Raw genomic sequence first — 23129 nt, forward strand, 5'->3', positions numbered from 1 at the left:
ATGCGGGTGGTGATGCGGCGTAACATCGTGCTGATCGGGATGATGGGGGCGGGAAAGACCGCGATCGGGGGCGAGCTTGCGCGCCGCCTGCGCCGGCCGTTCCACGACACCGACGCCGAGATCGAGCGCGCCGCCGCAATGACCATCCCGGAAATCTTTGCCCGCGACGGCGAGGAGTTCTTCCGCGCCCGCGAATCGGAGGTGCTGGGCCGGGTGCTGGCCTCGGGCCCCGGCATCGTCTCGACCGGCGGCGGCGCCTGGCTGCGCCCCGAGAACCGTGCCCGCATCGGCGGCGAAGGCGTCTCGGTCTGGCTGGACTGCGATCTCGAGACGCTCTGGCACCGGGTCCGGCACCGGCCGACCCGGCCCCTGCTGCAGACTCCCGACCCGCGCGGCACGCTCGAGCGGCTGCTGGCCGAGCGCAGCCCGGTCTATGCGCTGGCCGATATCCGCGTCCCCGCGCAACGCGGCGACAGCATCGAGCAGACGGCAAATCGCGTGCTGGCCGCCATCGGCGCGCATGATCCGGCGATCCTGGAGGATAAATGAGCATCGACACCGTTCACGTGGATCTGGGCGCGCGTTCCTATGACGTGCGCATCGGCCAGGGCCTGCTGGCGCGCGCCGGCGACGAGATCGTCGCGCTGGCCGGCAAGCGCCGCGTCGCCATCCTGACCGACGAGACGGTCGCCGGCCTGCACCTGCCGGCGCTGCGCGAGGCGCTGGCCCGGCACGGCATCGCCGCGCCGGCGCTGGCCTTGCCCGCGGGCGAGGCCACGAAATCCTGGGCCGAGCTGGGCCGCGCCGTGGAATGGCTGCTGGCGCAGAAGGTCGAGCGCAAGGATCTGGTCATCGCGCTTGGCGGCGGGGTGATCGGCGATCTGGCCGGATTCGCCGCCGCGATCCTGCGCCGCGGCGTGCGCTTCGTGCAAATTCCGACCACGCTGCTGGCGCAGGTTGACAGCTCGGTGGGCGGCAAGACCGGCATCAACAGCCCGCAGGGCAAGAACCTGATCGGCGCCTTCCACCAGCCGGCGCTGGTCCTGGCCGATATCGACGTGCTGGGCACGCTGGCGCCGCGCGATTTCCGCGCCGGCTATGGCGAGGTGGCGAAATACGGGCTTCTGGGCGACGAGGATTTCTTCGGCTGGCTCGAGGCCAATGCCACGGCGCTGGCCCGCGATCCGGCGTTGCGCCAGTGCGCCGTGCGCCATTCGGTGGCGATGAAGGCCGGCATCGTCCAGCGCGACGAGACCGAGCAGGGCGAGCGCGCGCTGCTGAATCTGGGCCATACCTTCGGCCATGCGCTGGAATCGGCGACCGGCTATTCCGACCGGCTGCTGCATGGCGAAGGCGTGGCCATCGGCTGCACCCTGGCCTTCGAGCTGTCCGCGCGGATGGGCCTGTGCAGCCAAGAGGCGCCGTCGCGCGTCGCCGCGCATTTCGCCGCCATGGGCCTGCCGGCGCGCATCCGCGACATTCCGGGCGAGCTGCCGGACGACGAGGCGCTGATCGCGCTGATGGCGCAGGACAAGAAGGTGCAGGACGGAAAGCTGCGCTTCGTCCTGGCGCGCGGCATCGGCCAGGCCTTCGTCACCGATGCGGTCCAGCCGGCGCTGCTGCGGCAGGTCCTGGCGGATTCGCGCTAGGGTCGCGGCTCTTCGGTCTCGGCCCCGGCCTCCGCATCGGTTCCCGCCTCGGCTTCGGCCTCGATATCGTCGAGGGGCGGCGGTTCGGTGCGGCGGCGGGGCGGCACCGCCTCGTTATGGCCCAGCTTGCGGTCGCGGTCCCGGCGCAGCGCAGCGCGGCCCAGCATCAGCAGGGTGATCGGCGTGGTGGCCATGATGAAGATGCCGATCATCAGCTCGTGCACCACTGCTCGCCCCTCGGCCAGCGAGAACATCAGCATCGAGGCCAGGATGATCAGCAGCGTGCCGTAGCTGTAGCCCAGCGTCGGCGCGTGCAGCCGCTGGTAGAAGCTTTTCAGCCGCACCAGCCCGACCCCGCCCAGCAGGGTCAGCGTGGCCCCGATCACCACGAACAGCGCCACGACAAGCGCGGCCCAGGGCGGCAGCTGATGCAGATGCGTCATTCGATGACCTCGCCGCGCATCAGGAACTTGGCCGCGCAGACCGTGGTGACGAAGCCCAGCACGGCGATGACCAGCGCGCCCTCGAAGAAGAAGACATTGCCGTTGACCATGCCGATGACCAGAAACAGCAGCATGGCGTTGATATACATGGTATCCAGCCCCAGCACGCGATCCTGGGCGCGTGGGCCGCGCAGCATGCGCCAGCAGGCCAGCGCCAGCGCCAGGATCAGGGCGATCTGGGCATAGCCCAGGGCGAAACGCAGGATCTCGGCGGTCATTCGAATATCTCCATCAGCAGCGTCTCGTAGCGGTCGTGGATCAGGCTCTGCCAGTCGGCGTCGCTGCGCAGGTCGAGGACATGCAGCAGCAGCCGTCCTTCCTCCTGGTCGAACTCGATCCAGGCGGTGCCGGGCGTGCCGGTCAGGATGATCGCCAGCACCGCGATGGCATTGGGGTCGCGCAGGGCCAGGGTCAGCTCGACGAAGCCCGAGTTGTATTTCGGATGGTCGGGCCCGAGGAGCAGCACCCGCGCCACGGTGATGTTCGAGCGCAGGATGTCCACCGCCACGATCGCCATCAGCTTCGGGATCGCCAGCCAGCGCCGGAATACCGGCTTCGGCGGGTGCAGATGCTCGACCGACCAGCCCGCCCCCAGCGCGATCAGCGTGCCGAGCAGCAGATGGCCTAGGGTGAAGGCGGTCAGGAACAGCCACATCACCACCAGCGCGGCCGAGAGCAGGGGATGGGGAACGAGCCGGCTCATTCCGTCTCCTCCCCGTCGTTGCCGGGCTGCGGATCGGGGGCAAGGTTCTGCGCGGGGGCGGAGCGAATGTCCTGCGCCTCGGCCAGAACCGCCTTGCGATAGACGCCGGGCTCGAGCAGCGCGCTGGCGGTGGCGCTGGTATAGCCCAGCAGCGCCTCGGACCGCACGGTCTGCACCGCGATCATGCCCAAGAGCATGACCACCGGCACGACCTCGAGCGCCAGGATGCGCGGCGTCGGACCCTCTTCGGCCCAGAAGCGCCGGATGCCGAAGCGCATCAGCGAGATCAGCGCCCCGAGGCCGGACAGGATCAGCATGGCGGCATAGGTCCACAGGATCAGCGGCAGATGGCCGGCGGCAGGCAGGTTGTCCTGCACCGCACCGCGCAGGATGGCGAACTTGCCGATGAAGCCGGGCATCGGCGGCAGGCCGGCAATCATCGCCGCGACCAGGCTGAAGCAGATGGCCATGGTCAGCCAGCTGACCGTGCGATGGCTGGCCGGGGCCGGGGCGTCCTCGACCGTGTCCAGGCCCATCGGCGCCCAGCGTTCGCTGAGCGGGTCGAAGCCGTCCCCCTCGGTTGGGGCGTCGTCGTCGCCCTCGTCGTTGCGGCTGACCGGCTCGGCGATCAGGAAGAAGGCCGAGATCGCCGCGGTCGAGCCGACCATGTAGTAAAGCGCGCCTCCCAGCATCGAGCTGCCGCCGCCGGCCTGCGCGAAGCCGATCGAGGCCAGCACCGTGCCCGAGGAGATGATCGCCAGATAGCCGCCCTTGCGCGACAGGTCCGGGGTGCCGAGGATGCCGATCATGCCGAAGCCCATGGTCAGCACGCCGCCGATCATCAGCACCGGCGCGCCGAACCCCGCCGAGGGCCCCGCATCCGGCCCCAGCACCAGCAGCGACAGCCGCAGGATGACATAGATCCCGACCTTGGTCATGATCGCCATGATCGCCGCGGCGGGCGGCGAAGCCGAGCCATAGGTCGAGGGCAGCCAGAAGCACAGCGGCCAGGCGGCCGCCTTGATCAGGAAGGCCAGCCCCAGGAAGGTGGCGGCGGCATGGAACAGCAGCCGCTCGGCATCGTTGAGCCAGTAGAGGGCCCGGCCGATATCGGCCATGTTCAGGGTGCCGGTGGTGCCGTAGACCAGCGCCACCCCGATCAGGAAGAACAGCGAGGCCGCGAGGTTCACCGCCAGGTAATGCAGCCCGGCCTTGATCCGCTCGGGGCCCGAGCCGTGCAGCATCAGACCGTAGGAGGCGGCCAGCATCACCTCGAAGAAGACGAAGAGGTTGAACAGGTCCCCGGTCAGGAACGAACCGTTGACCCCGGCCAGCAGGAACTGGAACATGCTGTGGTAATGCTGGCCCTTGCCGTGCCAGCCGGCGGCGGCATAGATCAGCGAGGGCGCAGCCAGCAGCGCCGTCAGCATCACCATCATCGCCGACAGCCGGTCCAGCACCAGCACGATGCCGATGGGCACCGGCCAGTCGCCCAGCCGGTAGAGCCCGACCACGGTGCCGCCCTGTTCGGTGGCGGATTTCACGTCGGCCATCAGCTCGACCGAGGCGAGGAAGGTCAGCCCGACCGCCACGAGCCCCATGATCAGCTTGGTCTGCCGGTTGCGGTCGCTGTAGAACAGCATGATCGCCCCCGCCACCAGCGGGATCAGGATCGGCGCGATCATCAGATGGTCGGGCGTGGTGCCGTTGTTCATCATTCGCGCTCCCTGCCGTCGACATGGTCGGTGCCGCTTACCCCGCGCGAGGCGATCATCAGGACGAGAAACAGCGCGGTGGTGGCGAAGCTGATGACGATGGCGGTCAGCACCAGCGCCTGCGGCAACGGGTCGGCATAGGCGGTCGGATCGACAAAGCCGCCCTTGGGCATGATCGGCGCGGCGCCGACATAGAGCCGGCCCATGGCGAAGATGAACAGGTTCACGCCATAGGCCAGCAGGCACAGCCCGACGATGACCTGATAGGAGCGCGGGCGCAGCAGCAGCCAGACGCCGGAGCCGACCAGCACGCCGATGGCAAGGGCCAGGATCAGTTCCATTCGCTCGTCTCCTCGCTGGCTTCGGCCGTGCGGGCGCGGGGGGCGACGCGCAGCGACTGGTGGGCGATGGCGATCAGCATCAGCACGATGGCGCCCAGCACCAGCGAGAACACCCCGAAATCGAACAGCATCGCGGTCGAGAACGGCACCTTGCCGATCACCGGGATGTCCAGATACTGCGCATGCGCGCTGAGGAAGGGATAGCCGAAGATCCAGGACCCGGCCCCCACCGCCGCCGAGATGGTCAGCCCCGAGGCCATCCAGCGCACCGGCAGCACGGTGATCCGCGCTTCGACCCAGCGCACATTGGCGGCGACATATTGCAGCAGCAGGCCCACCGCCAGCGTGACGCCGGCGGCGAAGCCCCCGCCCGGCAGGTCATGGCCGCGGAAGAACAGATAGGCCGACAGCGCGATGATCGGCGCAAACATCCATTGCATCAGCACCGAGGGCACGAAGAGATAGGCCTCCAGCGCCTGTTCCTCGGCGTCGAGCTGCGGGCGCGGGCGCTCGACGCTTTCCGGCGCCGGGCGGAAGCGGCGCAAGAGCGCATAGACCGTCAGCCCGACGATGGCGAGCACGGTGATCTCGCCGAAGGTGTCGAAGGCGCGGAAATCGACCAGGATGACGTTGACGACATTGGTGCCGCCGCCCTCGACATAGGCGTTGCGCAGGAACCAGTCGCCGACCGAGGCGCCGGGCGGGGTCAGCAGCACCGCCAGCGCCAGCGCCGTCATGCCGGTGCCGCAGGCCAGCGCGATCAGCAGGTCGCGGCTGCGGCGTGCCCGGGCGACCAGCGTGTTGTCGCCGGGGATCTCCTCGTCGCGCTTGGGCAGCCAGCGCAGGCCCAGCAGCAAGAGCGTGGTGGTGGCGATCTCGACCAGCAGCTGGGTCACGGCCAGGTCGGGGGCCGAGAGCCAGACGAAGGTGGCGCAGGTCACCAGCCCGGCGCCGCCCATCAGCACCAGGGCCGCGAAACGGTGATACTTGGCCTGCCAGGCGGCGCCGACGGCGCAGGTGCCGCCGACCAGCCACAACAGGGCAAAGACCAGCTCGCTGGCGCCGATCTCGGGCATCGGCACGTTCCAGTCCAGCAGGCGCAGCACGAACCAGGACCCGGCCAGCGACAGCAGCACCATGACCCGCAGCTGCGTCTGCAGCGTGTTGGTGGACAGCACCCGCAACGCGAATCGCGGCAGGCGGATGGTGAAGACCTGCAGCAGCCAGTCGAAGCCGCGCGCGAAGTCCAGCCGCCGCATCAGCCGCGTGCCGTCCTCGCCCGAATCGATCAGCCGGCGCGGCAGCAGATAGAGCAGCGCGCCCAGCGACATGGCGATCAGGCTCATGATCAGGGGCGGGGTGACGCCGTGCCAGACCTTCAGGCTGAAATGCGGCAGTTCCGGGCCGACCACGGCCATGCTGGCGGTCTGCAGCCAGATGCCCAGCACCTGCTGCGGGAACATGCCGACCGCAAGGCAGATCGCCACCAGGATCGCCACCGGCAGGCGCATCAGCAGCGGCGGCTCGTGCGGTTCCCGCGGCAGGTCGGTGGCGGTGGGGCCGAAGAACACGGTGACGATGAAGCGCAGCGAATAGGCGGCGCTGAACGCCCCGGCCAGCACCGCGACATAGGGCGCGAAATTGTCGAGCGAGCCGCCGTTGTTCCAGACATAGGTCGCCTCGAAGAACATCTCCTTCGACAGGAAGCCGTTGAGCAGCGGCACCCCGGCCATGGCGCCCGAGGCGATGATCGCCAGCGTCGCCGTGACCGGCATCACCCGGGCCAGGCCCGACAGGCGGCGCATGTCGCGGGTGCCGGTCTCGTGGTCGATGATGCCTGCGGCCATGAACAGCGAGGCCTTGAAGACCGCATGGTTGACGATGTGGAACACCGCCGCGATCAGCGCGAAGGGGCTGCCGATCCCGGCCAGCGCGGTGATCAGGCCCAGGTGACTGATGGTCGAATAGGCCAGCAGTCCCTTGAGATCGTGGCGGAACAGCGCCACCACCGCGCCCAGCAGCAGCGTGGTCATGCCGATGCCGGTGACGATCTGGAACCAGGCATCCGTGCCCCCCAGCGCCGGATGGAAGCGCAGCAGCACGAAGACCCCGGCCTTCACCATGGTCGCCGAATGCAGATAGGCCGAGACCGGAGTCGGCGCCGCCATGGCGTTGGGCAGCCAGAAATGGAACGGGAACTGCGCCGATTTGGTGAAGGCGCCCAGCACGAACAGGATCAGCACCGCGGGATAAAGCCGGTGGCTGGTGATCTGCGGCCCCGCGGCCAGCACCGCGTCCAGGTCGTAGCTGCCGGCGATCTGGCCCAGGATGATCATCGCCACCATCAGGCACAGCCCGCCCGAGGCGGTCACGATCAGCGACATCCGCGCCCCGTCGCGGGCGTCCTGCCGCTGGAACCAGTAGCCGATCAGCAGGAAGGACACGATGCTGGTCAGTTCCCAGAACACCACCAGCATGATGATGTTGCCCGACAGCAGAAGCCCCGACATGGCGCCGGAAAAGGCCAGCAGGCAGGAATAAAGCCGCGGCACCGGGTCGTCGGGAGACATGTAATAGCGCGCGTAGAGGATGACGAGAAAGCCGATCCCCGCCACCAGCACCATGAACAGCCAGGAAAAGCCGTCGATCCGGAAGGTCAGGTCCAGCCCGATCGAGCTGACCCAGTGGAAGGTGCCGGTGATGTGCTGCCCCTCGGTCACGGCGGGATAGAGCACGCCCAGGATCACTAGGACGACGATCATCGTCAGCCCGGCCAGCCAGGCTTCGGCGTTGCGTGCCCCTATGGGAAGCGTGGCCGCCAGGGCGGCCGACACGAATGGCGTCAGAACAAGCAAGAGCAACAGGTTCTGTTCGACCATCGTGTTCCTTTTCCGGTTCGGGGTGCGCGCAGATAATAGACGCGCAGGCCCGGAAAACACAACCGACCGGGTCGAGAAAAACGACGCAAAAATCCAAGATCAGGAATATTTTATCGCGCTGCCGCGCGAGGCGCCGCGCCGGGGCCTAGCGGTCCCGGATTCGCGTCACGTCGCGCATCTGCCCGCCGGTGACCAGCACCTCGACGGGTGTGGGATGGCTGATGAAATGCAGCGGGCTGGCGGTCGGCCCATAGGCGCCGCAGGCATGGATGGCGATCAGGTCGCCTTCCTCCAGCCGCGGCAGCGTGACGCTGCCGCCCAGCTTGTCGATCGAGGTGCAGAGCGGGCCGGAAATATCCTGCTTCTCCTCGGGCCGCGCGCCGTTCTCGTCGCCGCCCACCCGGTGCATGACGTAATTGCGCCGCAGCACCATGCCGAAATTGCCCGAAGCCGCCAGGTTGCCGTTCAGCCCGCCGTCGCAGATGGCGATTCGCGTGCCGCGCGATTGCTTGACCGAGACCACGCGGGTCAGGAACCGGCCCGCCGGCCCGACCAGGTAGCGGCCCAGTTCCAGCACCAGCCGGGTCGCGGGAAAATGCGCGGCGAAGGCGTCGAGTTCGGGGCCGATCTCGGCCGCGATGGCGGCGAGGTCCAGCGCGCTGTCGCCGGGGTGGTAGGGGATGCCCAGCCCGGCGCCGAAGATCAGCTTCTCGGGGTTCAGGTCCAGCGCCGCGCAGGTGTCAGAAAACACCTGCATGAAGATGCGCCAGTTCTCGCAGATCGCCTCGGGCTTGAGGCATTGCGTGCCGGAATAGATGTGCAGCCCGATGATGCGCAGGTTCGGCAGGGCGGCGATCTGCGGCAGGATCTCGGCCGCGTCCTCGACATCGATGCCGAAGGGGCTGGGCCGGCCGGCCATCTGGTCGCCGAAGCCCTTGGGCACCCGCGCCGGCGCGAGGCGGATCAGCACCGGCTGGACGCGGCCCAGCTCGGCGGCGATGGCATCGGCCAGCCGCGCCTCGCGCAGGCTTTCCAGCACCAGCTCGCCCAGGCCCGCCCCGATGGCGGGGCGCAGCTCGGCATCGCGCTTGGCCGGGCCGGTGAAGCTGACCTTCGCCGCATCCCAGCCCGCCTCCTGGCTCAGCGCGAATTCGCCGCCCGAGGAGATGTCGAGATAGTCCAGCCGGCCCCGCATCCAGTCCAGCAGGGCCGGGTTCGGGTTGCTCTTGACCGCGAAGCTGACGGCGAACCAGCGCCCCAGATGCGCGCGCAGATGCGCGAGCCGGGCCTCGATCTCGTCGGTGGCATAGACATAGGCGGGGGTGCCGAAACGCGCGGCGGCCTCGGCCAGCTGCCGGTCCAGCGCGGCCGGATCGGTCGCCGGATCAGTCGCCGCATCAGTCAAGGGATTGCACATAGGCGAGGATGGCGTCGACCGTGTCGAAATTGTCCAGCGTCACGTCGCCGGGCTGCACCCGCACGCCGGCATGCTGCTCGACGAAGGAAATCAGCCCGACCATCGCCACCGAATCCAGCATCCCGGTCGAGAAGAGTTCGGTATCGCCCTCCAGCGGCGTGTCGATGTTCAGCTCGCTGCGGATGTAGCGGATCAGCTCGTCCTTGCTCAGGCTCATGGATTCAATGCCTTTCTGGTCAGTTCTGCAGTGCGGCCTTGGCGGCGGAAATGATGGCGGGGCGGTCCAGCTTGCCGCTGGCGGTGCGCGGCATGGCGCCCTGCCAGGGATGGTATCGCTGCGGACGCATGTAATGCGGCATCGCCCGGGCGCAATGCGCGGCCAGCGCGGTTTCGTCGGCCTGCGGCAGATAGGTCACGACCGCGTGAACCGCCTGGCCCAGATCGGCATCCTCGACCCCGAAGGCCACCACGTCGGTCACCAGCCCGCTTTGCGAGATCGCATCCTCGACCTCGGTCGGCGACAGGCGAAAGCCGAGCGTCTTGATCATCTCGTCCATGCGGCTGACGAACCACAGGTCGCCATCCTCGTCGACGCGCACCAGATCGCCCGACCAGACCACCGGTTCGTCGCCCAGCAGATGCGCCAGTTCGGGGCAGGGGCGGATCTTCTGTGCCGTCACCTCGGGCTTTTCCCAATAGCCCATGCTGACCAGCGGGCCGGCATGGACCAGCTCGCCCTGTTCGCCGGGACCGGCCACGCCCTCGCCATGCTTGACGGCGAAGACCTGCGCGTTCGGGATCTGGCGGCCGATCGAGCCCATCTTGGCCGCGAATTTCTCGGGCGGCAGATAGGTCGAGCGGAAGGCTTCGGTCAGCCCATACATCAGGTAGATGTCGACGCCCGGGAATACCTGCGGCAGCAGCTCCAGGATGTTCGGGGGGATCTTGCCGCCGGTATTGGTGATGCGCCGCAGCGCCGGCAGGTCGGTCGGGCGGTCCACCAGCAGCCGCACGATCTGGTTCCACAGGGGCGGCACGCCGGCGATTCCCGTCACCGATTCGGCCTGGGCCATGCGGATGATCTCGGCCGGCATGGTCAGCGGCTGGTGCACCACCGTCCCGCCCGTCAGCAGCATGGTGGTCAGCTGGTTCAGCCCGGCGTCGAAACTGTAGGGCAGCACCGAAAGCAGCCGGTCGCTTTCGTCCAGCCCCAGATAGTCCGCGACCGAGATGGCGCCCACGCGGATGTTGCGGTGGCTGAGCATCACCCCCTTGGGCGCGCCGGTCGAGCCCGAGGTGTAGATGATCATCGCCAATCCGCGCGGGTCGGGTTCGTCGGGCGCGGAAGCCTGGTCGGCGGCAAGCGCCCCCCAGGGGTCCGCGCCCTGGACAAGGCCCTCGGCCTTGCCCTGAACAAGATAGGCCGTGCCCTTTGGCAAGGCATGTTCGCCCACGAGCGCCTCCAGCGCGTTGCGGGGCAGGATCACCGCGCGCGCCCGGCTGTCGCGGGCGACATAGGCCAGCTGCGCGGGTGTCCAGCGGATGTTCACGTTGACGACCACGGCGCCCATCTTCCAGGCGCCGAACATGGCCGCGACCTCGTCGATGCCCTTGCGCAGATGCACGATCACCCGGTCGCCGGGCAGGATGCCGCGCCGGACCAGCCAGTCGGCGACGCGCCCGGCCTCGGCCGCCAATTCGGCATAGGTGACCGCGCGGCCCTGATCCACGGCGGCGGTCTTGCCCGGGCGGGCGGGCAGGTTGTCGGCCAGCAGGCGCCACATGCTGCGGTCGAAATCGTCACTCATGGGCGGGGGCCTTCTTCCTGGCGGCAAAGATCGGCAGGCTGGGATAGATCTTGGCGGGAGAGCCGATCACCACCGAATCCGGCGGCACATTGGTCGTCACCGCGGTATTGGCGCCGATCCGCACCCGGTCCCCGATGGTGATCGGGCCCAGCACGCAGGAATTCACGCCGATGAACACGTCATCGCCGATCACCGGCGCGCCCGGGCCCATGTTGGTGCCGATGGTGACGTTGTGCATCACCCCGCAGCGGTCGCCGATGACCACGTCGGGATGGATGGACAGCGAGCCCTCGGCATGGATGATGTGGAAATCCTTGCCCAGCCGCACCTGCGGCGGGATCCAGACCTTGGTCACGTTCAGGATCAGTACCTTCATCAGCGCGTAGGGCTTGCTGGCCAGCCAGCGCAGCAGCGGATTCTTCAGCCCGATGGCCCAACGGCCGTAGCGATAGACGGCAAGCGAGACGAAGGCGGGTTCGGTCAGCGAACGGCCGTGTCGTCTGTAGTCGTCCCGGAGAGTTTCAAACATCACCATACACTTGTTTAATGACTTCGGCGGGAAATAAGCTCGCCCGGCCCCATATTCCGATGTCTCGCCGCAAACTCAACCTGACTGTTAGGACGGGTTTCAGGGGTTTTCGACGGCGATCAGGTCGAGGGTGCGCCGAATCTGGTCCCATTCGACCCGGTAGCCGCCCGCCGTTCCCTCGCCGACCACCATGGCGTAGCGTTGCTGCCAGCAATCCGTCAGCAGCTTCAGCGAGGTCGTCACCCGGTCTGCCGGCTGCAGCGTCAGCACCGTGCCGCCCGGGGCCATGGCGATCACGCCATGGGCGAGCTGGCTGCCCTCGACGCCCACCACCAGCCGGGCGGCGCCCGCCGCCTCGGCCATCTGGTCGGCGTCGTGGCGGTCGATATAGAGCGTGCGGAAACCGTATTCGGCCTCCAGCCGCTCGGCGATCTCGGCCTCGTTCTCCAGGATGCGGGCATCGCCGCTGGCGCCGCGGAAGATGAAGACGCCGGGCAGGGGCTTCAGCGCGCGGTCCTTGAGGATGCGGGCGCGATTCTCTTGCGCGCGGGCGCGGCGGTGGCTGTTGTTGTGCAGGTCGTCGAACAGGATCAATTCGTCGAAATGCGCATCGCCGATGCGCCGGGGCGTCATGTCCAGCAATTCCTCGTAACGCGCGATATGGCCGCCGCGGGCAGGGGCAGAGGTCGCGGGCGCGCCGGCCGCCTCGGCCAGACGATAGGCGAGGCAGTCGTTCAAGAGCCAGTTGCCGAACCAGCGGTTGCCGATCCAGCTTTCGTAAAGCGCGCCGGACAGGCTTTCGCGCGGGCGGGCATAGGTCAGGCCGGAATGCCTGCGCTGGCGCAGGTGACGCTCGCCCCCCAGGGCATGCAGCACGCCGTCGACGAAATCGACGTCGCGAAAGCGGTAGCCCATGGTCGGCGGCGTGCGCTCGGCGGGGTCGCCCTGCATCTGCGCCAGAATGTCGGGCAGGGCGCCGAATTCGGTGCGCGCGATATGGTCGATCTGGTCGGGCAGCCAGATGCCCGGCGTGATCTCGACCACCTCGGCGGGGCAGATCTCCCAGCGTTCGACGGCGGTGTCGAAGAAATCCGCCTGGCCCAGACCGAAAAGACGACGCAGGCGGTTATGGATCGGTCTGAGGGAATGCATGGCGGCTCGGCTGGGCAGGTTCGGGACGAGTTTGAGGTCGCAAGGCGGCGCGTGCAAGCGGGATCAGCCGCTTCCGCCGGAATCCGGCGCCGTCAACGCCTGGATCAGCGTCCTGGCGATCATGGCATGGTCCGCGGCGGAAGGGTGCCACAGGCAGGCATTGCGTTTCGGGTCGCCCAGAACGACCAGCCGGTTGGCGATGCCCTTGGCGGTCAGCAGGTCCGAGGCGCTGCGATGCGCCTCGACCAGTTCGGGCCCGTATTCGCCGAAGGCAAGCAGGACGATCTGCGCACCGGGATTTTCCTGCATGCGGGCGGCGGCGAAATCGGCCAGCGCCGGGGCGAAATCACGGCGCAACTGGCTCGGGTCGCTCCAGCGTTCGCCCGGAGCGAGCGCCGAGCCGAAGACATTCGAGCCGAGCGCGATGACGACGATATCGGCCTGGCGCTGGGGCAGGGCGGTCGCTTCGGCATCCCCCGGCAGGGCCAGCGGATAGAGCCGCTCCATGGTGCGCTCGGGGTCTGCGCCGCCATAATTGCGCAAGAGCCCGATGCCCGAGCGGGCGACCATCCGGTAATCCGCATCCAGCGCCGCCGCCACCTGCGGGCCGAAGCTGCGGCTGGTATCGGTGGCGGCATAGACCTCCTCCTCGCTGCAATCGCGGCGCTCGGCGGTATTGGCGAAGCCCAGCGTGTCGGAATCGCCAATGAACTCGATCAGCCTCGGGGCGGGCTCGGGCGGAGGCAGCGCCGCGGCCGAGCCGTCCAGGAAGAAGCCGCCGAACAGCGCCGGTTCCCAGGATTCGCTGATCTTTTCAGCGCGGATCACATGCGGGCCGGGGGCTAGCCCCTCGATTCGCAAGTCCTGCCGGCCCGGGCGCGAAAGCTCGACCGCCTCGCCGTCCAGGATCACCCGCCAGCGATTGACCGCATCGTCGAAGCGCAGGGTGATTCCCGTCCCCGCGAACCGGGCCGAGGCGTGGAACCCCGGCCATTCGTGGCGATAGCCTTCGCCCGAGGAATCGGCCGCCACGCGGCCCGTCACCTGGGCAGGCAGGGCGGTCAACCGGGGCTGCGGCGCGACCAGCCGCGCCTGGAAGCCCAGGCCTTCGGCGAGGAGGAGCTGCGGCACCGGCGTCGCCGGGCGCGGCGGTTCTGGCCAGGGGACAAACGCGACCAGCGCGGCGAGCCCCAGGCCGAAAACCCCGGCGCCGATCCGTTTCATCCGTCCCGCACTCATGACCACCCATCCGCCGCCCGCATTCACGATCCTGACCAGGCCCTGCCGGCAAGTCCAGCGCCCGGTCAGGCGCGGAACCCGGCCAGAATCCCGACCGCGTCCCGGATGTCATAATGATGATTGCCGATGAAGAAACCGTTAAGGTCGATCTCCTCGGCATGGGTCATCGGCCCGTGCAGGCTGTGATCCATCATCCGCAGCACGGGATTTTTCGTAAAATTGCCGCTGACGATGGGCCGGGTCTCGAATCCCAGCGCCTCGAGTCGGCCCAGAACCTCGCGCCGCGCAAGGCCCGTTTCCGGCCGCAGCACCAGCGAAAATCCGAACCAGCTGCTTTCGCCGGTCTCGCGCTGGATGCGGAACAGCGGATGATCCGCCATCGCCTGCTGCCACAGCGCGCCGTTCGCGCGCCGCCCCTCGATCAGCCGCGGCAGCTTGGCCAGCTGCGCCCGCCCCAGCGCCCCCGACATCTCCAGCGGGCGCAGGTTGTAGCCGGGCAGGACGAAGCGGAAGCTTTCCTCGAAGGGATCGTCGCTCTTCTCGCCGGTGACGCGGTTGAATTTCGGCAGGTTGCGCGTCCAGCCATGCGCCCGCAGCGCCAGCAGGATATGGTAAAGCTCCTCGTCGTCGGTGACGACCAGCCCGCCCTCCATGGTGGAGATATGGTGCGAGAAGAAGGTGGAAAACGTCCCCATCACCCCGAATGTGCCGCATTGCCGGCCACCGAAGGTGGCGCCCATCGATTCGCAATTGTCCTCGATCAGCACGATGCTGCGCCCGCGGATAAGGGCGCGGATCGCGTCGAAGTCGTTGGGATTGCCCAGCAGGTTCACCGCCATGACGGCGCGGGTGCGCTCGGTGATCGCCCCGGCCAGCGCGGCCAGGTCATAATTCAGCGTCTCGCGGTCGATATCGACGAATTTCAGATGCAGCCCGTATTGGTGCAGCGGAAAGAAGGTCGTGGACCAGGAGACCGCCGGCACGATCACCTCGTCCCCCGGCGCCAGCCGCAGGGCGGGGTTCTGGGTATGGCGCAGCGCCGCCACCATGGCGAGATTGGCCGAGGAACCCGAATTCACCATCACCGCGTAACGGCTGCCGGTAAAGCGGGCGAATTCTGCCTCGAAGGCCGCCACCTCGCCCCCCATGGAAAAGCGGTCCGAATCGATCACCCGCTGCAGCGCCGCCCGTTCCGCCTCGTCCCAGCTGGAGGTGGCAAGGGGAAAACGGCTCATGGCTGCTGCTCCAGATACCAGGCATAGGTGGCGGCGATGCCCTCGCGCAGCCCGGTCCGCGGCGCCCAGCCCCATTCCGCCTGCCGTGCCACGGACAGGAGCTTGCGCCGCATGCCCACCGGCTTGCCCAGGTCGTGGGTGAAGCGGCCCTGCCAGCCGATCACCTCGGCCACGATGCGGTAATAATCGGCGATGGCGTGATCGTCCCCCGGCCCGACATTCATCACCGGCGGCAGCGCCGAGGGATCGGCCAGCGCCCGCAGGATCGCCTCGGCCAGGTCGCCGGCATACATGAATTCGCGCCGCGCCGTGCCATCGCCCCAGATCTCGACCGTCTCATGGCCCTCGACCCGGGCACGGTGGATCTTGTGGATGATCGCCGGCAGCAGATGCGACTGCCGGGGGTCGAACTTGTCATGCGGGCCATAGAGGTTGCAGGGGATCAGCGTGCGCCATTGCAGGCCGCGATCCTCGCGGCAGGCATAGTCCACCAGCCGCATCGTCAGGATCTTGGCCAGCGCATAGCCCTCGTTGGTGGGCTCCAGCGCGCCGGTCAGGATCTGTTCCTCGGACAGGTCGCGGCCCAGTTCGCGCGGATAGACGCAGCTCGAACTCAGGTTGATCAGCACCGGCACCCCTGCTTCGCGGCAGGCGGTGATGAGGTTCAGGCCGATCCGGGCGTTCTCGGCCAGGAACCGCACCGGCTCGGCCATGTTGGCCTGGATGCCGCCGACCACGCCCGCGGCATGGACCACCGCGTCGGGGCGATGCCGCGCCAGCCAGTCGCGCAGGGCGCGGTCGTCGCACAGGTCCAACTCGGCCCGCGAGGGCGCCAGCAGCTCCCAGGCGGCGATGCCCGGATGGGCGCGCAGGTTGCGCCCGACCATGCCGTTTCCGCCGGTGACGAACAGCCGTGCCATCTAGCGCCCCCCGGCCGAGACCGGCAGGCCCAGCCCGTGACGCTTCAGCAGCGCATGGCGGCGCGCCACCTGCAGATCGGCGGCGACCATCTCGGCGATCATCTCGCGCAGGCCGGTCTCGGGCCGCCAGCCCAGCCGCTGATGCGCCTTGGCCGCGTCGCCCAGCAGGCTCGCCACCTCGGCGGGGCGGAAATATTTCGGATCGACCCGCATCACCACGTCGCCCGGCCCGACCGCCGGCGCGAGGTCGCCGGAAACCGAGGCGACCACGGCAACCTCGTCCACGCCCGCTCCGCGGAACTCCAGCGCGATGCCCAGCTCTTCCGCGGCCCAGATCAGGAACTGGCGCACGGAATGCTGCTCGCCGGTGGCGATGATGTAATCGTCGGGCGCGTCGCATTGCAGCATCAGCCATTGCATCCGCACATAGTCGCGGGCATGGCCCCAGTCGCGCAGCGCGTCCAGGTTGCCCATGTAGAGGCAGCTTTCCACCCCTTGCGCGATATTCGCCAGCCCGCGGGTGATCTTGCGGGTGACGAAGGTCTCGCCGCGGCGCGGGCTTTCGTGGTTGAACAGGATGCCGTTGCAGGCGAAAAGCCCGTAGGCCTCGCGATAGTTCACCGTGATCCAATAGGCATAAAGCTTGGCCACGGCATAGGGGCTGCGGGGATGGAAGGGCGTGCGCTCGGTCTGCGGCGTCTCGCGCACCAGCCCGTAAAGCTCCGAGCTCGAGGCCTGGTAATAGCGCGTCACCCCCTCCAGCCCCAGGAAGCGGATCGCCTCCAGAAGCCGCAGCGCCCCCAGCCCATCCACGTCGGCGGTATATTCCGGCGCCTCGAAACTGACCGCGACATGGGACTGCGCGCCCAGGTTATAGACCTCGTCGGGCCGCACCTCGGCCATGATCCGGGTCAGGCTGGAGCTGTCGGTCAGATCCCCGTAATGCAGGAAGAAGCGCGGCGCGGCCTCATGCGGGTCCTGGAAGATGTGATCGATGCGCTGGGTGTTGAAGGACGAGGCGCGGCGCTTGATGCCATGCACCTCATAGCCCTTTTCCAGCAGGAACTCGGCCAGATAGGAGCCGTCCTGCCCGGTCACCCCGGTGATGAGCGCCTTCTTCACCATCCATCCTCCTGGCCGGGCTTCTTTGCTCTTCAAATACCCATGCGACCGCGCAAGCTTCGCTGTCCTCCGGGTATTTTCAGAGCAAAGAAGACACAGGCGCGGCCCCAAGATCCTTCTGCCCGGCGCCCGCTTTCACCGTTTTTCAAATACTCCCGCGGCCGCACCACCGGCACAGCCGCCCGATCTTCATAGCGCCGCGTCGAAGACCGGCCGGTAGATCTCCTTCAGCCGCGCCACCGCCTCCTGCGGCGACATCTCGATCGACTCGCCGGTGCGGCGCGCGGTCAGCTCGACCTTGTTCGCAGCCAGGCCGCGCGGCCCGACGGTGATCCGCCAGGGCAGGCCGATCAGGTCCATGGTGGCGAATTTCGCCCCTGCGCGCTCGTCGCGGTCGTCATAAAGCGGGTCCAGCCCCTGCGCCTTCAGCTCGGCGTAAAGCGCCTCGCAGGCCCCGTCGGTCGAGGCGTCGCCCTGCTTGAGGTTGACGATGCCGACATGGAAGGGTGTCACGCCCTCGGGCCAGACGATGCCCTTGTCGTCATGGCTGGCCTCGATGATCGCGCCCAGCAGGCGGCTGACGCCGATGCCGTGCGAACCCATATGCACCGGCACGCGCTGGCCGTCCGGGCCGACCACCGTGGCGCCCATCGGCTCGGAATACTTGGTGCCGAAATAGAAGATCTGCCCGACCTCGATGCCGCGCGCCTGGCGGCGGCGGGCCTCGGGAACCTGCTCGAACAGCGCCGGGTCGTGGGTCTCGTCGGTGCGGGCGTAGCGGCTGGTGAATTCCTCAAGCACCGCCTGGCATTGCGCGACATCGTCGTAGTCGATGGTGCGGTCGCCGAATTTCAGGTCGGTGATCTCGCTGTCGTAGAAGACCTCGGATTCGCCGGTCTCGGCCAGCACCAGGAATTCATGGGTATAGTCGCCGCCGATCGGGCCGCCGTCCGCGCGCATCGGGATGGCCTGCAGCCCCATGCGCTCATAGGTGCGCAGATAGCTGACCAGGTGGCGGTTATAGGCGTGCAGCGCGTCCTCTTTCGTCAGGTCGAAATTGTAGCCGTCCTTCATCAGGAATTCGCGGCCGCGCATGACGCCGAAGCGCGGGCGGATCTCGTCGCGGAACTTCCACTGGATGTGATACAGCGTCAGCGGCAGGTCCTTGTAGCTGTTCACATGCGACCGGAAGATGTCGGTGATCATCTCCTCGTTCGTGGGGCCATAGAGCAGGTCGCGCTTGTGGCGGTCCTTGATGCGCAGCATCTCCTCGCCGTAATCGTCATAGCGGCCGCTCTCGCGCCACAGGTCGGCCGCCTGCAGGGTCGGCATCAGCATGGCGATATGGCCGGCGCGGGCCTGTTCCTCATGCACGATCTGCTCGATGCGCCTGAGCACCTTGAAGCCCAGCGGCAGCCAGGAATAGATGCCCGCCGCCTGCTGCTTGATCATGCCGGCGCGCAGCATCAGCCGGTGGCTGACGATCTGGGCCTCTTTGGGGTCTTCCTTCAGGACGGGCATGAAATAGCGCGTGAGACGCATGGCGAAATCCTCGATATGGCCGGCACGGGTTAGCGCAGAGCGTCCGGCGGGGCAACGCCCTTCCTTGCAAGCGGCGGCGGGACCGTCCACATAGGAACGCGGACGCGAGGACGGGAGCGACAAGACCCATGCAATTGCCGGTGCAGAAACAGATCCTGTATTGGGGCGGGGCGCTGGCCGTCCTGCTGCTGGCGCTCTGGGGGCTGGGCAATGCCATCATGCCCTTCATCATGGGCGCGGCGGTGGCCTATCTCTTCGACCCGCTGGCCGACCGGCTGGAGCGGCTGGGCCTGTCGCGCACCGCCGCGGTCGTCATCATCACGCTTTGCGGCCTGCTGCTGGTGGTGGCGCTGTTTTTGCTGCTGGTGCCGGTGCTGGTGCGCCAGACCACGGCGCTGATCGAGACGGCGCCGCAGATGTTCCAGCAGCTGCAGCGGTTCCTGATGACCCGCTTTCCCGAGATCTTCACCGAGGGCAGCCCGGTCAACACCGCGCTGACCAACATGGGCCAGCAGATCAGCGAGCGCGGCGGTCAGCTGGTCAGCACCGTGCTGGGCTCGGTCATGGGCGTGGTCAGCATGGTCATGCTGGTGGTGATCGTGCCGGTCGTGGCCTTCTACCTGCTGCTCGACTGGGACAACATGGTGGACCGGCTGGACGAGCTGCTGCCGCGCGAGCATGCCGGCACCATCCGCCGCCTGGGGCATGAGATCGATGCGGCGCTGTCGGGTTTCGTGCGCGGGCAGGGCATGGTGATCCTGATCCTGGGCACCTTCTATTCGGTCTGCCTGGGCCTGATCGGTCTGCCCTTCGGGGTGGCGATCGGGGTGATCGCCGCCTCGCTCTCGTTCATCCCCTATGTCGGCGTGGTGATCGGCGGCGTGACCGCCATCGGCGTGGCGCTGTTTTCCTTCTGGGGCGAGCCGGTCTGGATCGGCGCAGTGATCGCGGTCTTCGTCCTGGGCCAGATCGTCGAGGGCAACTACCTGCAGCCCAAGATCGTCGGCGGCCATGTCGGGCTGCATCCGGTCTGGCTGATGCTGGCCCTGACCGTCTTCGGCACGCTTTTCGGCTTCGTCGGCCTTCTGGTCGCGGTGCCGGCGGCGGCGGCGCTTGGCGTGCTGGTGCGCTTCGGCGTCGGTCGCTACAAGGAAAGCGCGCTTTACACCGGGCGCGAGGTCCCCTCGCCGCCCCCGCCGCCGACGCTGGTCGAACTGGTGCCGCGCGGCACCTCCGAGCGCGCGCGCCAGTTGGCGCAGATGTCGCGCGACGTGGCGGTGGCCGAGATCCAGCGCGAGGAGCATCTGGCGCATCTGCTGGAGGAGCACCAGCATCGCCAGGAGGCCGGCGCGGTCCCCGATGCCGAAGGTCCGCCCTCGCCCTCGGAACTCTGGGCCGAGGCCCGCGAGAGCCGGGAAGGCAAGGGCGGCTGAACGGTGGCAAGGCAGCTGACCCTGGACCTGACGATGCCGCCGGCCTCGTCGCGCGACGATTTCCTGATCACCGCCGCCAATCGCGACGCGCTGGCCATGCTGGACGCGCCCGAGCGCTGGCCGCAGGGGCGTCTGCTGCTGATCGGGGGCCCCGGATCGGGCAAGTCGCATCTGGTCGGCTTCTGGGCGGCCGAACATGGTGCCCCCGTCAGCCACGGCTGGACGCTGTCGCCCGACACCGTGGACGAGCTGGTCCGGCCGGGCGGCGCTCTGGTCGTCGAGGACGCGCATGAGATCGGCGGCAACGCCACGGCCGAGCAGGGGCTGTTCCATCTGTGGAACCTCGCCGGCGCGCGGCAGGCGCTGCTGCTGATCACCGCGCGCACGGCGCCGCGCGACTGGGGCGTGGCGCTGCCCGACCTGCGCTCGCGGCTGGAAACCGCGGCGCAGGCGGTGCTCGGCCCGCCCGACGACGCGCTGCTGCCGGCGGTGCTGGTCAAGCTGTTCGCGGACCGCCAGATCCAGGTCGCGCCCGAAGTGGTGGACTGGCTGGCGCTGCGCATGGAGCGCGACCTGGGCCTGGCCCGCCGCCTGGTTGCCGCCATCGACCGCGAATCGCTGGCCGACCGCCGCGCCATCACCCGGCGCCTGGCCGCCGAGCTTCTGGACAAGCTCACCCCTGCCGACGCATGATCCGCCGGCATTTCCCTAGCCCGCAGTGACATGACCCAAGCCGATTTCCTGAAATCCCCATTTCCCGCCCCGCGCGCGCTGCCCGACGGCACGCCCGAGGGGTCGGCGCGCTTCTTCAACCGCGAGATCAGCTGGCTCGCCTTCAACTGGCGGGTGCTGGACGAGGCGCGCAACCCGCGCGTGCCGCTGCTGGAGCGGCTGCGCTTCCTGTCGATCTCGGCCACCAATCTGGACGAGTTCTACACCGTCCGCGTCGCCGGCCTGCGCGAACTGGTGCGCGAGGGCAACACCACCCTTTCCGATGACGGGCTGACCGCGGCCGAGCAACTGGCGCTGGTCAATGCCGATGCGCGCCGGCTGATGGGCGCGCAGCAGGCGGTCTGGAACGGGTTGCGCCGCGAGATGGAGCAAGCCGACATCGCCATCCTGTCGCGCGGCCGCGTGACCCGCGCCGAGGAGGAATTCCTGCGCCGGCATTTCATGGATCAGGTGTTCCCGGTGCTGTCGCCGCTGGCCATCGACCCGGCGCACCCCTTTCCCTTCATCCCGAACGCGGGCTTTTCGCTGGCGCTGGAGCTGGCGCGGGAAAGCGACGGCCAGCAGATGCAGGCGCTGCTGCCGATCCCGCAGCAGATCGCCCGTTTCATCCCGCTGCCGGGCGGCAAGCGGTTCCTGCGGCTGGAAGACCTGCTGCTCATGCATCTGCCCAGCCTGTTCCCCGGCTATCGCGACATCGGCCATTGCGCCTTCCGCGTGCTGCGCGACAGCGATCTTGAGGTCGAGGAAGAGGCCGAGGACCTGGTGCGCGAATTCGAGACCGCGCTGAAGCGCCGCCGCCGCGGCAGCGTCATCCGGCTGAAGATCACCGCCGGCGCCCCCGACCGGCTGCGCCGGCTGATCATGGAGGAACTGGACGTCGATCCCGAGGAGGTGGTCGAGGTCGAGGGCCTGTTGGGCATGGCCGACCTGCGCGAACTGGTGCTGGACAGCCGCCGCGACCTGCAATGGCCCAGCTTCACCCCGCGGGTGCCGGAACGGGTGCAGGACCATGACGGCGACATGTTCGCGGCCATCCGGCAAAAGGACATGCTGCTGCATCACCCCTACGAGACCTTCGACATGGTGGTGCGCTTCCTGGCGCAGGCCGCGCGCGATCCGGACGTGCTGGCGATCAAGCAGACGCTCTACCGCACCTCGCGCGACAGTCCGATCGTCGACGCGCTTTGCGAGGCGGCCGAATCGGGCAAGTCGGTGACGGCGCTGGTCGAGCTGAAGGCGCGCTTCGACGAGGCCGCCAACATCCGCCAGTCGCGGCGGCTGGAACGCTCGGGCGCGCATGTCGTCTATGGCTTCATGCAATACAAGACCCATGCCAAGATCAGCGCCGTGGTGCGGCGCGAGGGCGACCAGCTGGTGACCTATACCCATTTCGGCACCGGCAACTATCATCCGATCACCGCGCGCATCTATACCGACCTGTCGCTGTTCACCTGCGATCCGGCGCTGGGGCGCGACGCCTCCAAGGTGTTCAACTTCCTGTCCGGCTATGTGCAGCCGGACGGGCTGGAGAACATGGCGATCTCGCCCATCGATCTCAAGGAGACCCTGCTGGAGCTGATCGCCCGCGAGGCCGAGTTCGCCCGCCGCGGCCGGCAGGCCGAGATCTGGGCCAAGATGAACAGCCTGATCGAAAAGGACGTGATCGAGGCGCTTTATGCCGCCAGCCAGGCGGGCGTCCGGATCAACCTGGTGATCCGCGGCATCTGCGGGCTGCGGCCCGGCATCGCCGGCCTGTCGGAAAACATCCGGGTGAAATCCATCGTCGGACGCTTTCTGGAACATTCGCGGATCGTCTGCTTCGGCAACGGCTTCGGCCTGCCCTCCAAGCGCGCCCGGGTCTTCATCAGCTCGGCCGACTGGATGGGCCGCAACCTGAACCGCCGGGTCGAGACGCTGATCGAATGCTTCAACGAGACGGTGAAGGCGCAGATCACCAGCCAGGTCATGGCCGCGAACATGGCGGACGAGGCGCAAAGCTGGCTTCTGCAACCCGACGGACGCTATCTGCGCTATCTGCCGGCCGGGCGGGACGACCTGTTCTGCTGTCACAGGTTCTTCATGGAAAACCCCTCATTGTCGGGACGCGGCAGCGCGGGTGCCCGTGACGTTCCGGCTTTGATGCACTCGACGGATTGACGCGAAGGGGGCAATTGCCCCATCCAAGGCGCGCGCCCGGCGCGGTAACGGAA

21 protein-coding genes are annotated in these 23129 nt (G+C 68.1%); 5 read left to right on the forward strand and 16 right to left on the reverse strand.

Annotated elements, in window-relative coordinates; genetic code table 11:
• Entirely contained in the window at positions 1-549 is a 549-nt protein-coding gene (locus L632_RS0121480) for a shikimate kinase (RefSeq protein ID WP_256380452.1), read from the forward strand.
• Complete coding sequence (gene aroB, locus L632_RS0121485) at positions 546-1649, forward strand: 3-dehydroquinate synthase (protein ID WP_028711143.1); 1104 nt, start codon at positions 546-548, stop codon at positions 1647-1649. The genes L632_RS0121480 and aroB overlap by 4 nt, the downstream gene beginning before the upstream one ends.
• Here the strand turns inward: aroB and mnhG are convergent.
• The 16 genes from mnhG to proS all read right to left on the reverse strand — a co-directional run bounded on the left by mnhG (position 1646) and on the right by proS (position 18754).
• The gene (mnhG, locus tag L632_RS0121490; RefSeq protein WP_028717578.1) at positions 1646-2092 is read right to left on the reverse strand and encodes a monovalent cation/H(+) antiporter subunit G; all 447 of its coding nucleotides are present in this window, start codon (positions 2090-2092) and stop codon (positions 1646-1648) included. The genes aroB and mnhG overlap by 4 nt on opposite strands.
• Complete coding sequence (locus tag L632_RS0121495) at positions 2089-2370, reverse strand: K+/H+ antiporter subunit F (protein WP_028717579.1); 282 nt, start codon at positions 2368-2370, stop codon at positions 2089-2091. The genes mnhG and L632_RS0121495 overlap by 4 nt, the downstream gene beginning before the upstream one ends.
• Entirely contained in the window at positions 2367-2855 is a 489-nt protein-coding gene (locus L632_RS0121500; RefSeq protein WP_028717580.1) for a Na+/H+ antiporter subunit E, read from the reverse strand. The genes L632_RS0121495 and L632_RS0121500 overlap by 4 nt, the downstream gene beginning before the upstream one ends.
• A complete protein-coding gene (locus L632_RS23360) occupies positions 2852-4573 on the reverse strand; it encodes a monovalent cation/H+ antiporter subunit D (RefSeq protein WP_371256014.1) in 1722 nt (573 codons plus the stop codon). Before L632_RS23360 ends, L632_RS0121500 begins: the two co-directional genes overlap by 4 nt.
• Complete coding sequence (locus L632_RS0121510) at positions 4570-4911, reverse strand: Na+/H+ antiporter subunit C (RefSeq protein WP_028711139.1); 342 nt, start codon at positions 4909-4911, stop codon at positions 4570-4572. Before L632_RS0121510 ends, L632_RS23360 begins: the two co-directional genes overlap by 4 nt.
• Positions 4902-7790: a monovalent cation/H+ antiporter subunit A gene (locus L632_RS0121515; RefSeq protein WP_028711138.1), complete on the reverse strand. Its 2889-nt coding sequence runs from the start codon at positions 7788-7790 to the stop codon at positions 4902-4904. The genes L632_RS0121510 and L632_RS0121515 overlap by 10 nt, the downstream gene beginning before the upstream one ends.
• Before the next feature lie 145 nt (positions 7791-7935).
• On the reverse strand, positions 7936-9195 hold the full coding sequence (locus L632_RS0121520) for a type III PLP-dependent enzyme (protein ID WP_232215642.1): 1260 nt from the start codon (positions 9193-9195) through the stop codon (positions 7936-7938).
• Positions 9188-9424, reverse strand: coding sequence for an acyl carrier protein (locus tag L632_RS0121525; RefSeq protein ID WP_028711136.1), 237 nt, complete (start codon positions 9422-9424; stop codon positions 9188-9190). Before L632_RS0121525 ends, L632_RS0121520 begins: the two co-directional genes overlap by 8 nt.
• Before the next feature lie 19 nt (positions 9425-9443).
• Positions 9444-11015: an AMP-binding protein gene (locus L632_RS0121530; RefSeq protein ID WP_028711135.1), complete on the reverse strand. Its 1572-nt coding sequence runs from the start codon at positions 11013-11015 to the stop codon at positions 9444-9446.
• On the reverse strand, positions 11008-11544 hold the full coding sequence (locus L632_RS0121535) for a serine O-acetyltransferase (protein WP_230375663.1): 537 nt from the start codon (positions 11542-11544) through the stop codon (positions 11008-11010). Before L632_RS0121535 ends, L632_RS0121530 begins: the two co-directional genes overlap by 8 nt.
• A 99-nt stretch (positions 11545-11643) precedes the next feature.
• On the reverse strand, positions 11644-12696 hold the full coding sequence (locus L632_RS0121540) for a glycosyltransferase family 61 protein (RefSeq protein WP_028711134.1): 1053 nt from the start codon (positions 12694-12696) through the stop codon (positions 11644-11646).
• A gap of 63 nt (positions 12697-12759) precedes the next feature.
• On the reverse strand, positions 12760-13920 hold the full coding sequence (locus L632_RS0121545; RefSeq protein ID WP_232221020.1) for an SGNH/GDSL hydrolase family protein: 1161 nt from the start codon (positions 13918-13920) through the stop codon (positions 12760-12762).
• A gap of 80 nt (positions 13921-14000) precedes the next feature.
• The gene (locus tag L632_RS0121550; protein WP_028717583.1) at positions 14001-15170 is read right to left on the reverse strand and encodes a DegT/DnrJ/EryC1/StrS aminotransferase family protein; all 1170 of its coding nucleotides are present in this window, start codon (positions 15168-15170) and stop codon (positions 14001-14003) included.
• Positions 15167-16090: a GDP-L-fucose synthase gene (locus L632_RS0121555; protein ID WP_028717584.1), complete on the reverse strand. Its 924-nt coding sequence runs from the start codon at positions 16088-16090 to the stop codon at positions 15167-15169. Before L632_RS0121555 ends, L632_RS0121550 begins: the two co-directional genes overlap by 4 nt.
• Entirely contained in the window at positions 16091-17215 is a 1125-nt protein-coding gene (gene gmd / locus L632_RS0121560; RefSeq protein ID WP_028717585.1) for a GDP-mannose 4,6-dehydratase, read from the reverse strand.
• 186 nt (positions 17216-17401) lie between these two features.
• Positions 17402-18754, reverse strand: coding sequence for a proline--tRNA ligase (gene proS / locus L632_RS0121565; protein WP_028711129.1), 1353 nt, complete (start codon positions 18752-18754; stop codon positions 17402-17404).
• A gap of 140 nt (positions 18755-18894) precedes the next feature.
• Between proS and L632_RS0121570 the strand changes: the two genes are divergently transcribed.
• The 3 genes from L632_RS0121570 to L632_RS0121580 are packed head-to-tail and all read left to right on the forward strand — an operon-like array spanning position 18895 to position 23076.
• Complete coding sequence (locus tag L632_RS0121570) at positions 18895-20187, forward strand: AI-2E family transporter (RefSeq protein ID WP_232215640.1); 1293 nt, start codon at positions 18895-18897, stop codon at positions 20185-20187.
• Between the two features lie 3 nt (positions 20188-20190).
• Positions 20191-20880 carry a DnaA ATPase domain-containing protein gene (locus tag L632_RS0121575; RefSeq protein ID WP_028711127.1) on the forward strand — a complete coding sequence of 230 codons (690 nt, stop codon included), beginning with the start codon at positions 20191-20193 and terminating at the stop codon, positions 20878-20880.
• A 30-nt stretch (positions 20881-20910) separates the two neighbouring features.
• Positions 20911-23076 (forward strand): RNA degradosome polyphosphate kinase, encoded by a 2166-nt coding sequence (locus tag L632_RS0121580; protein ID WP_028711126.1) that lies wholly within the window; start codon positions 20911-20913, stop codon positions 23074-23076.
• The last annotated feature ends 53 nt before the right edge of the window (positions 23077-23129 follow it).

Source organism: Paracoccus sp. J39, from assembly GCF_000518925.1.
Classification (GTDB): domain Bacteria; phylum Pseudomonadota; class Alphaproteobacteria; order Rhodobacterales; family Rhodobacteraceae; genus Paracoccus.

What these genes read in the sequence shown, in the direction of transcription:
- L632_RS0121480 (WP_256380452.1), top strand. Translation starts at nt 1, where the DNA reads ATGCGGGTGGTGATGCGGCGTAACATCGTGCTGATCGGGATGATGGGG.
- aroB (WP_028711143.1), top strand. Translation starts at nt 546, where the DNA reads ATGAGCATCGACACCGTTCACGTGGATCTGGGCGCGCGTTCCTATGAC.
- mnhG (WP_028717578.1), bottom strand. Translation starts at nt 2,092, where the DNA reads ATGACGCATCTGCATCAGCTGCCGCCCTGGGCCGCGCTTGTCGTGGCG.
- L632_RS0121495 (WP_028717579.1), bottom strand. Translation starts at nt 2,370, where the DNA reads ATGACCGCCGAGATCCTGCGTTTCGCCCTGGGCTATGCCCAGATCGCC.
- L632_RS0121500 (WP_028717580.1), bottom strand. Translation starts at nt 2,855, where the DNA reads ATGAGCCGGCTCGTTCCCCATCCCCTGCTCTCGGCCGCGCTGGTGGTG.
- L632_RS23360 (WP_371256014.1), bottom strand. Translation starts at nt 4,573, where the DNA reads ATGATGAACAACGGCACCACGCCCGACCATCTGATGATCGCGCCGATC.
- L632_RS0121510 (WP_028711139.1), bottom strand. Translation starts at nt 4,911, where the DNA reads ATGGAACTGATCCTGGCCCTTGCCATCGGCGTGCTGGTCGGCTCCGGC.
- L632_RS0121515 (WP_028711138.1), bottom strand. Translation starts at nt 7,790, where the DNA reads ATGGTCGAACAGAACCTGTTGCTCTTGCTTGTTCTGACGCCATTCGTG.
- L632_RS0121525 (WP_028711136.1), bottom strand. Translation starts at nt 9,424, where the DNA reads ATGAGCCTGAGCAAGGACGAGCTGATCCGCTACATCCGCAGCGAGCTG.
- L632_RS0121530 (WP_028711135.1), bottom strand. Translation starts at nt 11,015, where the DNA reads ATGAGTGACGATTTCGACCGCAGCATGTGGCGCCTGCTGGCCGACAAC.
- L632_RS0121535 (WP_230375663.1), bottom strand. Translation starts at nt 11,544, where the DNA reads ATGTTTGAAACTCTCCGGGACGACTACAGACGACACGGCCGTTCGCTG.
- L632_RS0121540 (WP_028711134.1), bottom strand. Translation starts at nt 12,696, where the DNA reads ATGCATTCCCTCAGACCGATCCATAACCGCCTGCGTCGTCTTTTCGGT.
- L632_RS0121545 (WP_232221020.1), bottom strand. Translation starts at nt 13,920, where the DNA reads ATGAAACGGATCGGCGCCGGGGTTTTCGGCCTGGGGCTCGCCGCGCTG.
- L632_RS0121550 (WP_028717583.1), bottom strand. Translation starts at nt 15,170, where the DNA reads ATGAGCCGTTTTCCCCTTGCCACCTCCAGCTGGGACGAGGCGGAACGG.
- L632_RS0121555 (WP_028717584.1), bottom strand. Translation starts at nt 16,090, where the DNA reads ATGGCACGGCTGTTCGTCACCGGCGGAAACGGCATGGTCGGGCGCAAC.
- gmd (WP_028717585.1), bottom strand. Translation starts at nt 17,215, where the DNA reads ATGGTGAAGAAGGCGCTCATCACCGGGGTGACCGGGCAGGACGGCTCC.
- proS (WP_028711129.1), bottom strand. Translation starts at nt 18,754, where the DNA reads ATGCGTCTCACGCGCTATTTCATGCCCGTCCTGAAGGAAGACCCCAAA.
- L632_RS0121580 (WP_028711126.1), top strand. Translation starts at nt 20,911, where the DNA reads ATGACCCAAGCCGATTTCCTGAAATCCCCATTTCCCGCCCCGCGCGCG.